At 44.1% G+C, this 13,158-nt stretch carries 11 protein-coding genes; 4 read left to right on the forward strand and 7 right to left on the reverse strand.

The genetic code is table 11. The features are described 5' to 3' along the window. Positions 1–4: 4 nt before the first annotated feature. Positions 5–1,003 (reverse strand): substrate-binding domain-containing protein, encoded by a 999-nt coding sequence (locus tag JKJ11_RS06240; protein ID WP_006071589.1) that lies wholly within the window; start codon positions 1,001–1,003, stop codon positions 5–7. Positions 1,004–1,322: 319 nt separating this feature from the next. Between JKJ11_RS06240 and JKJ11_RS06245 the strand changes: the two genes are divergently transcribed. The 3 genes from JKJ11_RS06245 (at position 1,323) to JKJ11_RS06255 (ending at position 6,927) form a co-directional block, all read left to right on the forward strand. Further along, positions 1,323–3,437: an alpha-galactosidase gene (locus tag JKJ11_RS06245; protein WP_252038911.1), complete on the forward strand. Its 2,115-nt coding sequence runs from the start codon at positions 1,323–1,325 to the stop codon at positions 3,435–3,437. Between the two features lie 278 nt (positions 3,438–3,715). Further along, positions 3,716–5,089 carry a melibiose:sodium transporter MelB gene (gene melB / locus JKJ11_RS06250; protein WP_006071592.1) on the forward strand — a complete coding sequence of 458 codons (1,374 nt, stop codon included), beginning with the start codon at positions 3,716–3,718 and terminating at the stop codon, positions 5,087–5,089. A gap of 341 nt (positions 5,090–5,430) precedes the next feature. After that, the gene (locus JKJ11_RS06255) at positions 5,431–6,927 is read left to right on the forward strand and encodes an ArnT family glycosyltransferase (protein ID WP_124940954.1); all 1,497 of its coding nucleotides are present in this window, start codon (positions 5,431–5,433) and stop codon (positions 6,925–6,927) included. Between the two features lie 75 nt (positions 6,928–7,002). On the opposite strand, the gene metR is transcribed toward JKJ11_RS06255, so the two are convergent. After that, positions 7,003–7,914: an HTH-type transcriptional regulator MetR gene (metR, locus tag JKJ11_RS06260; RefSeq protein WP_006071594.1), complete on the reverse strand. Its 912-nt coding sequence runs from the start codon at positions 7,912–7,914 to the stop codon at positions 7,003–7,005. 197 nt (positions 7,915–8,111) lie between these two features. Between metR and metE the strand changes: the two genes are divergently transcribed. Then, positions 8,112–10,391 (forward strand): 5-methyltetrahydropteroyltriglutamate--homocysteine S-methyltransferase, encoded by a 2,280-nt coding sequence (metE, locus tag JKJ11_RS06265; protein ID WP_006071595.1) that lies wholly within the window; start codon positions 8,112–8,114, stop codon positions 10,389–10,391. A gap of 56 nt (positions 10,392–10,447) precedes the next feature. On the opposite strand, the gene JKJ11_RS06270 is transcribed toward metE, so the two are convergent. The 5 genes from JKJ11_RS06270 to JKJ11_RS06290 all read right to left on the reverse strand — a co-directional run bounded on the left by JKJ11_RS06270 (position 10,448) and on the right by JKJ11_RS06290 (position 13,136). Beyond that, complete coding sequence (locus JKJ11_RS06270) at positions 10,448–10,852, reverse strand: GspS/AspS pilotin family protein (protein ID WP_124940956.1); 405 nt, start codon at positions 10,850–10,852, stop codon at positions 10,448–10,450. 9 nt (positions 10,853–10,861) lie between these two features. Next, positions 10,862–11,158: a YciI family protein gene (locus JKJ11_RS06275; protein ID WP_006071598.1), complete on the reverse strand. Its 297-nt coding sequence runs from the start codon at positions 11,156–11,158 to the stop codon at positions 10,862–10,864. Positions 11,159–11,231: 73 nt separating this feature from the next. Beyond that, entirely contained in the window at positions 11,232–11,633 is a 402-nt protein-coding gene (gene yciA / locus JKJ11_RS06280; RefSeq protein WP_006071599.1) for an acyl-CoA thioester hydrolase YciA, read from the reverse strand. Positions 11,634–11,718: 85 nt separating this feature from the next. Then, positions 11,719–12,291 (reverse strand): septation protein A, encoded by a 573-nt coding sequence (locus JKJ11_RS06285; protein WP_038222399.1) that lies wholly within the window; start codon positions 12,289–12,291, stop codon positions 11,719–11,721. A gap of 179 nt (positions 12,292–12,470) precedes the next feature. Further along, complete coding sequence (locus JKJ11_RS06290; protein ID WP_051647683.1) at positions 12,471–13,136, reverse strand: hypothetical protein; 666 nt, start codon at positions 13,134–13,136, stop codon at positions 12,471–12,473. Between the last annotated feature and the right edge of the window lie 22 nt (positions 13,137–13,158).

Consider the following 13,158-nt stretch of genomic DNA (forward strand, 5'->3'; position numbering starts at 1 on the left):
CTAGTTATCTTCTGCTTACCGAAGAGCGTTTTACTAATATTGGCGCAAAGAGGTTTTGTGCTCTTTCAACGTCTTTCCCGCTGGCTCTTTGCAATGCTTCTAATACAGCTTGTTTAGCCATCACCTGAATTGGGTAACGAATAGTTGTCAGTCGAGGGTAGATAAAACGAGCGATCAATCCATCATCGAATCCAATAACCGACATATCTTCCGGAATTCGTATACCATTTTCTTGGATTAATGCTAAGCAGCCTGCCGCCATATCATCGTTATAAGTAGCAACGGCTGTAATCGATAGATTCTTGGCGAGTAGGTTCACCATGGCCTGTTCACCGCCAATCTCATCCGGCTCACCATACTCAATAAATTCTTCATTGGGCTCGATGTTGTGATCTTTGAGTGCCGCTAGGTAACCATCTCTACGATCATGAGCATCATCGATGTCGTGGCTGGAGGCGATATAACCTATTTTCTCGTGGCCGTTTTTAATCAAAAACTCAGTGGCCAAATACGAACCTTTGAAATTATCGAGTGCAATGCAGCGATCTGCGATTGCCGGAACAGAGCGATTAATGAGCATCATTCCGGGTATTTCGTCGGCCAGTTCGGTGAGCTCTTCATCTGACAGTCCTTTACTGTGGATGACAAGTGACTCACAGCGACTGCTAATGAGCAGGTTGATGGCATTTCGCTCTTTGACTGGATCGTGGTATCCGCTACCAATAAGAATTTGTTTGCCTTGTTCTGCAGCAATGGTATCTATGGCTTTAACCATAGCCCCAAAGAACGGAGCAGATACGTCGTGTACCAGAATCCCTACAGTATTGGACGATTTGCTAACCAGCGCGCGCGCGTTTGCATTTGGTCGATAGCCAAGTTTTTTCATAGCAGCTTGAACTGCAACGATAGCGGCCTCACTGGTGTGGGGCGCGTTGTTTATGACTCGGGATGTGGTCGCGATTGAAACGCCAGCTTCTTTTGCGACTTCTTTGATTGTGGCCATGACGCTCTCTACATCTTATTAATCATTTTATTAAACAATGCTTAAGCAAATATGACAAACGCTATTAGTGTGCGTGAACCCCCATTTTTAACGATTAGAGTAATCGTTTCCAAAAATGTCACTGTGAATAAAGTTTAACTCTATCTGGCCGTCTTGTTTGAACATAATTTTACGTTTCGTCGCTTTATCCTCCTACGCTCAGAAAACGAGCTTTGAATACACTATAATTGTAAACGTTTCCATGATTATGCAGTGCCTCACAGAATTTCTATGATTTGAAGCTATTATGTAGAGCAAATCGTTTCTGAGGTTAGAGTGAATGACAAATAAAACGCTGATTGAACTTAAGGGCACCAGCACACAGATGCTTCTTGAAGTCGGGGAGTTAGCCGAGATTTTGCACTGGGGTAAGAACATCGATGTATCTCACCCTCAATCACGGTTAGCGTTGCATCGTCCAGTTCCTTATGGGCGCTTGGATGATGATATTGCTATGTCTTTAACTCCGGAATTAGCTCGCGGGTTATTTAGCAGTCCGGCGATAGAAGGACACCGCAATGGCTTAGATTGGGCTCCGGTTTTTACCATTTCAGAGACACTCCACAAAGATGGTCAGCTCACTTTGGTCAGTGAAGATGCATCGGCGGGGCTAACGTTAACCAGTGAACTGCATCTAGACAAGTACGATGTGGTTAAGGTTCGCCATACACTCACGAATGACAAGGCGGGTGCGTATCAAGTAAACCGATTAGCCAATACTTTGATGTTGCCAGAACGAGCCAAAGAGTTGATGAGCTTCTTCGGGCGCTGGGTCCATGAATTCCAAACGGTACGCCAGCCATTATTGCAAGGAGGCTTCCAACAAGAGAACCGTCGTGGACGGACCTCTCATGAGCATTATCCAGCAATTATTGCGGGTACCAGCCATTTTGATGAAATGTCTGGTGATGTGTGGGGTTTCCATTTTGCGTGGAGTGGGAACCACAGGTTAAGAGTTGATGTGAAAGCTGATGGCCGCCGTTATGCTCAGGCTGAAGTTATCTATCTGCCTGGGGAAGTGACTCTTGAACAAGGTGAAAGTCTAACTACTCCTTGGCTGTATGCCAGTTACAGCGATAAAGGGTTGAATGGCATGAGCCAGCAATTCCATGAACACGTCCGTCACTCAATTTTACCTTCTGAGTTTGTGAATAAACCTCGTCCAATTCACTTGAATACATGGGAAGGCATCTATTTCGACCACGATCCTGACTACATTATGTCTATGGCGACACAGGCAGCACAGATGGGTGTTGAGCGCTTCATTATTGACGACGGGTGGTTTAAGGGACGCGACGGTGACAAGGCTGCGTTAGGGGATTGGTTTTTAGATGAATCGAAATATCCTAAAGGTTTGCAGCCTGTTGTTGAGCATGTAAACAGTCTCGGAATGGAGTTTGGCCTATGGTTTGAGCCGGAAATGATCAACAAGAATTCTGATCTTTATCGTAGTCACCCTGACTGGCTGCTGGCAGTTGATGGCTATCAACAGCCTACTGGGCGCAACCAATATGTCATCGATCTTCAAAATGATGCTGCGTTTGAATTCTTGTTTGAGCGCTTGGATTATTTCCTATCCACATACAATATCGGCTATATCAAGTGGGATATGAATCGTGAAGTGGTGCAACCCGGACACAGAGGTAAAGCGGCCGGTCATCAACAAGTGGTTCGCTATTATCAGCTGGTTGATAAAGTGCGAGAAAAACATCCTAACGTAGAAATTGAATCGTGTGCAGCAGGTGGTGGGAGAATCGATTTTGAAGTGTTGAAGCGTACCCATCGCTTCTGGGCATCAGATAATAATGATGCGCTGGAGCGACAGTCTATACAACGAGGTATGAGCTATTTCTTCCCACCGGAAGTCATGGGGAGCCATATCGGAGCGAGCCATTGCCATAGTACCAGACGCCGTCACTCTATTGAATTTAGGGGCCTCACCGCCTTGTTCGGTCATATGGGAATCGAACTTGATCCAGTCAAAGAAAGTGACATTGAAAAGCAAGGATTTGAGCGCTACATCAAGTTGCATAAATCATTGCGATCGTTGCTACACAGCGGGAATTCATGGCGTCTTGAAACCGATGATAACGCTCATCAGATCTCAGCTGTTATTGCCAAGGACCAGTCTCAAGCGGTTATCCAGATCGCTCAGTTGGCCATGCCAACGAATTCGTTAAGTGGGCATCTACGGATACCAGGATTGGATCCTAAAGCAAGGTACAAAGTTTCCGTGATTGATAAACCTGCTTTGTTTGATGACATCGTTAACTACCAACCGCCTTGGATGGAAGAAGGATGTGAGTTAACCGGAGAATGGTGCGAAGAGATTGGGCTGACGATGCCGATACTAGACTCAGAATCTGCGGTTCTAGTGGTGTTACAGCGACTCTAAACTGTACTGATTGCAATAAGGCTGCATGACTTTATCTTGCAGCCTTTTTTATTGGTTTAGTTGTAATCGTTTCCGGATTATTTTTACTCCTTAAAACTAGTAATAGATGTATTTGATCACATTTAATTTACATATTGTTATTTTTTACTGTTTTAGATCTCATTTTTAAATATGCCAGTGTAAACGTTTCCAGTTGTGGTTATGGATCACAGAAAGGCGACGCTTCTGTCAGTAGGATTGCGCTCAGACCAATAAATTAAAGAAACTAAGTGTAACCTATGTCTGAACAACTGACTCTTAAAACCAAACTCTCATATGGCCTAGGTGCTTTAGGTAAAGACTTTGCCTGTGCGCCTATCTACATCTTCCTTATGTTCTACTTTACAGACGTCGCAGGATTGTCCGCTGCGTTTGTCGGTTCAATCTTCCTTGTGGCCCGAATTTTCGATGCTGTGACTGACCCTCTTATGGGCGTGATCGTTGACAACACTCGTTCAAAAATGGGTAAGTTTCGTCCATGGATTGTTGTTGGGACGATTCTAAATGCGGTTGTGCTGATTGCGTTGTTTAGTACTCATATGTTTGAGGGTACAACCTTATATGTATATGCTGCGGCAGCGTACATCTTATGGGGACTGACCTATACTATTATGGATATTCCTTATTGGTCAATGATTCCAGCGCTGTCTAGCTCTAGACAAGAACGAGAGAAGTTGGTCGTATGGCCTCGTCTATTCGCTAGCTTGGCATGGTTTATCATCGGTACTTACGGCTTGCATATTGTTGGTACGTTAGGAGACGGCAATCAAGGAGACGGTTTCTTCAATCTATCAATCCTAATCGCGATTCTATTTGTGTTAAGTGCTTTCTTGGTAGCTCGCAACGTAAAAGAAGATACCAACATCAAAGCAAATGCAGCGGAGAAGTTTAATTTCAAAGATGTCATGGTAATTATTGGTCAAAATGACCAACTAAAAGCACTGATTGGCACGGTATTATCTTTCCAAATCGCTAACTTGTTAGTGGGCGGATTTGCTATCTACTACTTTTCTTATGCACTAGGAAATCCTGAACTTTTCCCAATCTATATGATGGTTGCTGGTGCTGCGGAAGTCGCGGGTGTTTTCTTGTTCCCACGCATTGCTGCTAAGTTGCCTAGAAAGAACTTGTGGTTTATCGCCTGTGGTTTCCCGATACTATCATGTGGCCTGTTACTTGCGATGAGTGGCTTGGCTCCGGGTAACGTGGTGCTTATCGGTCTATCAGGTGCAGCTATCAAATTTGGTATCGGTATTGCGAATGCACTACAAACAGTAATGCTTGCTGATGTTGTGGACTATGGTGAATATAAAACTGGTCGTCGCAGCGAGAGCGTTATTTTCTCAGTTCAAACCATGTTGGTAAAATTCGCGGGTGCAGCTGGTGGCTTCATCGTTGGTGTGGGGCTGTCATTAGTCGGCTATGTACCGAACGTAGAACAAACTGCGGATACAATTTTTGGCATTGAGTTCATGATGGTGGGCTTACCTGCAATCTTAATGGCGATTAGTGGCATTGTTTATAAACGCTATTATCATCTGCACGACGGGTTTTCTGAGAGTGCGGTTAAGCACATCGAACAGGTGGAGCCTCAAACGGTTAACGCGCAATAATTCAACATCTCTCTAATTATTATGAATCACACGGTTTAATGCAGTTTGTACAGAATGTATTGAATGGTGTGATTCATAAATAGAATCAGTCACTTCTCGTTTTACTCTTCCGATCTGAAGGTACTCTTCTGTCCCTTCGATGCTGACATTTCATTACAGCTCTTGACTATCTATCCATATAGACTATTCATATTATAAGTATCATTAATTTATATAACTTATTAATAACTAAGATATTTACAAAAAAATGACTTGAAGCCATTTTGTGATGCACTTCAAGTGAGTAAAGTCTATCGCCAAAACCTTCTATTTTGACTTTTTAGGGGAGCCCTTTTTAGCCAATGTTTTCAACTATTCTCAGTTTTGACCGAGCATCCACGAGTTCAACAGATGTGCAGCGTTCGCATCGCTTTGCATTTATGTGGTGTTTTTTCTATGCCGTCGCTTGGTCTTTGGTGTCTTATCACCTAGATCCAACCGTACCTTATGACGCAGTGGAAGCGTTGAACTGGGCCAGTAATGGTGAATGGGGAAGTCCGAACAATCCGTGGTTTGTAGGCTTTTTTGCTCGTATTTTACTGGTCTCAGATACCACAGAGTTTGCGTCAGCATTTTGGTACGTAGGACACTTCTCTGTTATCGCATTGGGTATGCTGGGTTGCTACAGACTCGCTTACAAACTCACAGACTCAATAGCCTTAGCTTGGTTGGGGCTGCTAACTCTGAACTTATCGGGCGTTATCAACTTTGAAGCCATTCCATATAACGACAACTATTTGTTGTTCGGTTCTTGGTCATGGATTTTATTGTTTTTTGTCAAAGCTGTTTATGAAAACGCGAAGTGGTGGTTGCCGTTTGGCGTGTTAGCTGGTTGCTCTGCAATGGCTAAATACACGACCTTCGCACCAGTTGCGATGGTATTTATACTTAGCCTTACGGTGCCAAGCGTGCGTCGCTTTTGGAAAGAACCGTATTTCTATGCCGGTATTGTTGCATTTTTAGCTTTAGTAACGCCAAATTTCTTTTGGATGTTCGCCAACAACTTCTCGTCAGTGAAGTGGGTGAGTGGTCAAGTATCGGCGCAGTTGAGTCCTGGTAGTTGGTTAGCGCTGTTGTCGGTATTCTATCCGTTTGTTTTGTTAGCGGCGCTGCTGGGAAAACGAGCGCTGAAACTGACTAAAGATGTGCCTGAAAAAGTATGGCTAACAACGTTTGTTTTATTGGCTCCTCTGGTACTTATCATGGCTTGGTTTACCTTCCATAAAGGTAATCGCCTTGTAGAATGGTTGCACCCGTTCTTCATGCCTGCGCCAGCTGTGTTGGTCGCTTATCTAGCAAAAGATGTGGTAGGTAAACTATCGAGACCATTTAAAGTGTTGTCAGTCATGGCATTGGTTATGATTGCTGGCTATGCCTCGGTTATGCTCTTTAACGTTCGTAATGCGGGACAGAACTTTAGCGGGATTAAGACGTTAAGCAGCGAAGCAGAGCAGTTTTGGTATCAACATAATGACAAGCCGTTGACATTAGTTGGTGGAACACCGCTTTCTCAATGGTTTACCTTCTATATTGCACCTCATCCAAAAATGACGAATCAGTGGAGCAATGAGACGCTACCCAATGTTTACAACCGCCATATCACAGCCGAGGCGATTGAGCAGCAAGGTGTGTTGTTGATGGGTAATGTGGGGGCAGGATGTAAAGAAGGGGTATTTGCTCGCTTTACTAATGAATGGCCGCAGTTTGTACCAGATATCCAGCAAGAAGTGATTTATCAAGAGTCTCCTCAGGACAAACAGCAAGCAGTATGTTTGGGAATCGTGAGTCCACGTTCTTAAGCAGTACTGCGTTATAACGAAGTAAGCCCTCCACTATGGAGGGCTTACTTTTTGAATGGACTATTACAATAGAACTTAAGCTATCTTGATACCTTCCAGATGTTGCTGACATTGCGTTCTTGCTGTGCCGAAAAATGCCTGCAGATAGTGTTTATCCTTTTCTCCATTTCTCACCGCAGCAAAGAGTCTTCGCCAAAGCCCTTGTCCCAGTGGCTTGCTGGTAATTAATCCTTGACGAGAAAACTCACTCACTGCCCAGTTAGGTAAAGCAGCGACCCCTAAACCCGCCGAAACCATTTGTACCAACATTAAGGTGTTGTCAGCTTGCTTCCATTTCTTTGGTTCTATCCCTGCTGGGGTTAAGAAATGTTTGACTATATCAAGACGTTGCTTTTGAACCGGATACGTCAATAAGGTCTGCTCTGATAGATCTTCGGGTTCAATTACAGATTTTTCTGCTAATGGGTGAGAGATGGACGTGACTAAACGCATCTCGAAATCGAACAGGGGTTCATAATGAATTTCAGATCGCGGCTGAATATCAGAGGTAATCACCAGATCTAGCTCTCCAGCAACCAAAGCAGGAATAGGCTCAAAGCCAAAGCCAGAGGAAAAATCAAGCTCTACATGTGGCCAAGCGAGTTGGTACTCTTTCAAAGCGGGCATCAGCCACTGAAAGCAAGAATGACAGTCTATAGCCATGTGTAAACGACCGTTGATGTCTTCCTTGAGACCCGCTAAATCACCTTCTGCTTGCGCGATGCGTGGAAGAATTTCGTTCGCGAGGTTGAGCAGTATCTCACCTTCTGAGGTAAATCGAACTGGGCGTGTCTTGCGAATAAACAACGGTGAGCCGATACGCGCTTCTAAGTCCTTTAGTTGATGAGAGAGGGCGGACTGAGTTAGGTGTAGCGATGTGGCGGTCGCAGTTAGTGATCCTGTATCTCGTAGCGATGCCAATGTTTTTAAGTGCTTTAGCTCTATCATGAATATCCCTCATCCTGTTCCCTTAACTATTAACTTAACGTGATTTATAAGATGTGTAAACATCTAGACGTCCAAAAGTGTTTTCTATCTATTGTTGAATTAATTTCATATTCAATGTGAATAATTTGAGATTGTTCATATTTATTGGCTGGGGGATAGTTTAGCCATCCAGACTGCTTCAGATAAAGGACATCAACATGACAGTAACGCACATTCTTGGCTATCCACGCATCGGTGAAAAACGCGAACTCAAATTTGCTCTAGAAAAATACTGGAAAGGGGAGAGCGACCAAGCTGCTCTCAAGCAAACTGCAAGTAACATCAAACAGAATAACTGGGCGCTGCAACGCGACAATGAACTATCTTTCGTGACAGCGGGTGATTTTGCTTGGTATGACCATGTACTTAGTACCAGCCTACTACTAGGCCATGTGCCAAAGCGACATGCTAAAGGCTTTCCTGACCTTGATACGCTTTTTCGTGTAGGGCGAGGTCAGTCACAGGCTCAGTGCGGTTGCAGTGGCGAAGCAGCGTCAGACATGACGAAGTGGTTTAACACAAACTATCACTACATTGTTCCTGAGTTTTCCTCTCAAGATAGTTTTCAAGTAAGTTGGACCCAGTTATTTGATGAAATAAATGAAGCTCAGCAAAACAGCAGTAATGTGAAACCTGTGCTTCTAGGCCCGTTGAGTTACCTTTACCTTGGAAAAGAAGTCGAAGACGGTTTTGATAGACTCACGCTGTTGCCACGTCTTTTGACAGCCTACCAAGCTATCTTAGCGAAGCTAGAAAAACTGGGTGTAGAGTGGGTACAAATTGATGAGCCAATACTATCTCTTGAGCTTCCAAAGCCATGGCTAAGTAGTTTTAAGCTGGCTTATCAGGTAATTAGAAGTGATGTGAAGGTGCTACTGACAACCTATTTTGACTCGGTTGTTGAATCGTTAGATGTGATTAAGCAACTAAGTGTTGATGGCCTGCACATTGATGTGGCTGCGGCTCCTGAACAGCTAGATATCGTGGTTGATCAATTACCAGAAGATTGGGTGTTATCGGTCGGTACTATCAATGGTCGAAATGTATGGCGCGCAAATTTACACAGTAAGCTCCAACAATTGCAGCCAGTAAAAGAAAAGCTTGGTGAACGCTTGTGGGTGGCCACCTCATGCTCTTTGCTACACAGCCCGGTTGATTTAGAACTGGAAACCAAACTTCCAGAAGGGACAAAAAACTGGTTCTCTTTTGCCAAACAGAAGGTTAGTGAAGTGCAATGGTTGGCTAAGGCATTAGATGGCGATGAAGATGCAAAACAGTATTGTGCTCAATACAGTCAACCCATTATAGAGCGTGAGCTATCGACTTGGGTAAATAAGCCTGAGGTTCAAAAGCGTGTTGCCGCTTTGGGCCAAACCAACGGTGATCGCTGCGCACCTTATGATGAGCGAGCCCATCATCAGAAAGAAGTATTGAAGCTTCCTTTATTGCCAACTACGACGATAGGTTCGTTCCCGCAAACCTCTGAAGTTCGACAAACACGTGCGGCGTACAAACGTAATGACATTGATTTCCCAAGTTATCAAACTGCTATGCATGCGTTTATCAAAGATACGGTAGAGCGACAGGAAGCCACCGGATTAGATGTTTTGGTGCACGGTGAAGCTGAACGTAATGATATGGTGGAGTATTTTGCAGAGAATCTTTCAGGCTTTCAAACTACTCAATTTGGTTGGGTACAGAGTTATGGATCGCGCTGTGTTAAACCTGCCATCGTGGTTGCTGATATCGAACGTGACAAGCCAATGACAGTCGAGTGGTCAACCTATGCTCAGTCGTTAACCTCAAAACCAATGAAAGGTATGTTAACGGGGCCTGTGACCATCTTATGCTGGACGTTCCCTCGTGAGGATGTGACGCGAGAAACGATAGCCAATCAGCTTGCATTAGCACTTCAAGATGAAGTTAATGATTTGCAGAACGCTGGAATTAATATCATTCAGATTGACGAACCTGCAATTCGCGAGGGTTTACCGTTAAAACAGCGTGACCATAAAGCATATTTAGAGTGGGCGGTGAAAGCGTTCAAAGTGTCCGCGGCAAGTGCTAAACCAGAAACTCAAATACACACTCATATGTGTTACAGCGAGTTCAATGAAATCATTGAATCTGTGGCTGCGTTAGATGCAGACGTGATTACCATTGAAACTTCTCGTTCAAATATGGAACTGCTAAATGCGTTTGAAGAGTTTAACTATCCAAATGAGATTGGGCCGGGGGTTTACGATATTCACTCTCCAAACATCCCGACCGTTGAATGGATTGAGCAGTTGATTGAGAAAGCGGCTGAGCGCATTCCTGTAGAGAGACTATGGGTGAACCCAGACTGCGGTTTAAAAACACGTAACTGGGAAGAAACGGAAGCATCATTAAACAACTTGGTGAAAGCTGCGAGTAATTTGCGTAAAAAGCTAAGTTAATCGGTAGAAAAATAGAAAAGGCTTGCAGATGCAAGCCTTTTTTTCGATGATTCGAATTAGTTGGCAGGCGGCTTGTCGCAATAGTCTTTGGTGACAAGCTGGTCTACCATAAGTTGACCGCGCGAGTTGCGAATTTTGATCCGGTAGGCCAAACCCATATCCAGATTTGATTTCACTTCACGATCGGTACAGTAATAGTTCATGCTGTTACGCAATACCGTATCAAGCGGTTTAGCGCCTTTGGCATCGGTATTGTAGATCATCATAATTTCAACCGTGCCTTTGTTGGCTGAGGCCTTCATGATGGACAACGGGCCTTGTTCAATAGGCAAACCAGAAGACAACACGCTAGCGCGGCTTTGAGCTAGCATTTCTATCTGACGCTGTTGGTCATCATTGGCGCTAGAACAGCCCGCTAACACGGTCACTGCCGTGAGAGCCATCCAAAGAGATTTTTTCATCGTTCGCCTTTAGAATACTTTCTTAAATGGTTTAACGATAACGTTAGCATAAACACCAGCTTCAATGTACGGGTCGGCATCTGCCCATTGTTGCGCTGCCGCTAACGACTCGAACTCAGCAATAACGGTTGAGCCTGTAAACCCAGCATCTCCCGGATTATCACTGTCAATGGCTGGCATTGGGCCTGCGGTGAGCAATCGACCTTCATCTTGGAGTGTTTGAAGTCTTTCCAGATGTTGTGGGCGAACGCTGAGACGTTTTTCTAGCGAGTTCTCAACGTCTTGTGAAAAAATAACGTACCACATATTTGTTTCCTTCAAATAGTCATGTCCTCTTAAGATGTCATTTTTTCACGGAAAAGTCATCGCTAGAAGCGCTTTAATTTGGATTAATTGGACGAGGGCGTCCATTTGCATCAATGGCAACGTAATGGAAGGTAGCTTCACATACTTGGTAACGGTCACCGACACCCTCTAGACTTACTGGTTTAACCCATACTTCTAGATTGATAGTCATTGAGGTGTTACCAATTTTGGTGCATTCACCGTAGCAGCAAACTACATCACCAACTTTTACAGGGTGTTTGAACGTGATTCCTGAAACTGAAACCGTCACGATACGGCCATGAGAGATCTCTTTCGCCAGGATACCGCCGGCTAAGTCCAATTGAGACATAATCCAACCACCAAATATATCGCCATTCGCGTTGGTATTCTCAGGCATAGCTAGAGTGCGAATTATAGGTTGGCCTTTAGGTGTGTTTGATGTTGTATTGGTCATGGTTATAGTCTTCCTGAAACAAGACAGCGACCCGTAGGTCGCTGTTTTCAATTATCTGCGGAGTATACAAAACTTCCGCCTTGAATCAAGATGTATGATCTTGGTTCTCATTTTTGGCAGGTTTACCTTCTTCATCTTTCGGAATGTGTTTGTAGATATACACGCCAGTGAGAATGGTGAAGAGCAGGGTAGCTGCCAATAGGCCGAAGACTTTAAAGTTGACCCAAACGTCGAGTGGAAGGGAGTAAGCGACGTAAATGTTCAAACCCGCGCAGAAAGAAAAGAAGCCGACCCACGCATAGTTTACTTTGGTCCAAACCGCGTCAGGTAAGGTGATTTCTTTACCCAGCATACCTTTAATAGCGCTTCGCCCCATCGCATGACTAACCGCTAGACCTATCGCAAATATCACGTAAACAATAGTTACTTTCCATTTTATGAAGTTGTCATCGTGCAAGAATATCGTCATGCCACCAAACACAGCGACCATTAAGAATGTAATGACCTGCATTTTTTCGACTTTCTTATATAGGAAATAGGTGATGACGATTTGAACTGCGGTTGCGACGATTAATGCGCCCGTTGCCACGTAGATATCTTGCATTTTATATAGAGCGAAAAAGATAATCAGTGGAATAAAATCAAGTAGTTGCTTCATGTTTATCGCAAACCTTTCAGTGATGATTCACGACAGTGTAACCAAAACTTTGCCAATACAAAACAATTTGAACAAATTGGTGATGAAGATGCTCGGGACCAAGGGAGGTGTGCCAGTGACGAGACGAGTTAGAAAGACCCGAAAAGTCGGGCCTTTGTTAATCTTCTATTCCTAATACACTATTCGGTGATAGGTTTTTTTAAACCAGAGATCGATGCGTACTGAGGGGGATTAAGATCCTGCGGTTTTATTTGCACCCTGGCATCACTGGCTCGGCACACACCATCGGTGAAATTGCCGCCACGGATGTACTTGTGTATGCCATCAAATCCGTTTTTATAGTAGGAGTCGAGCTTTCCTCTGTAACCGTAGTAAGTACATTTATCGTAGCCCCAGCCATACATATAATCAGCAAGAGCTTGAGCGAAGCTTCGCTGACCATTTACCCAGGAGGCACTGTTACAGTTATAGCATTTGATTTTGCCTGTAAAAGTCTTTGGAAGGCCATTTTCTTTTAGTCGGTCGACGACAAACCTGTGGCCTACGACAGTGCCCCAGCATTTAGCCATGGTGATATGTTCTTTCCCCGGGAATCCATGTCCACGGATATATATTTGATCATCATTAGAAATATTGACTAGCTCATTAATGGTAACGCCTTTTTGATACCAGATCTGAATGGCTTCTTTATCCTTGGTCGTAGCAAGATGTTGTATCCAGCGATGGTTTTTGCGATGCATTATGTTGTCAGAGAAATTGCCATCCTCGTCGGTCATTTCACCATACTCCATCCAAGCTCGAGCGTCAGAGGTTGGTGTCGGCATATAAAAGATTATCTTTCCCATGGGTACGTCAAACTCCTTTTGT

It is taken from the genome of Vibrio sp. SCSIO 43133 (genome assembly GCF_023716845.1).
GTDB lineage: Bacteria > Pseudomonadota > Gammaproteobacteria > Enterobacterales > Vibrionaceae > Vibrio > Vibrio mediterranei.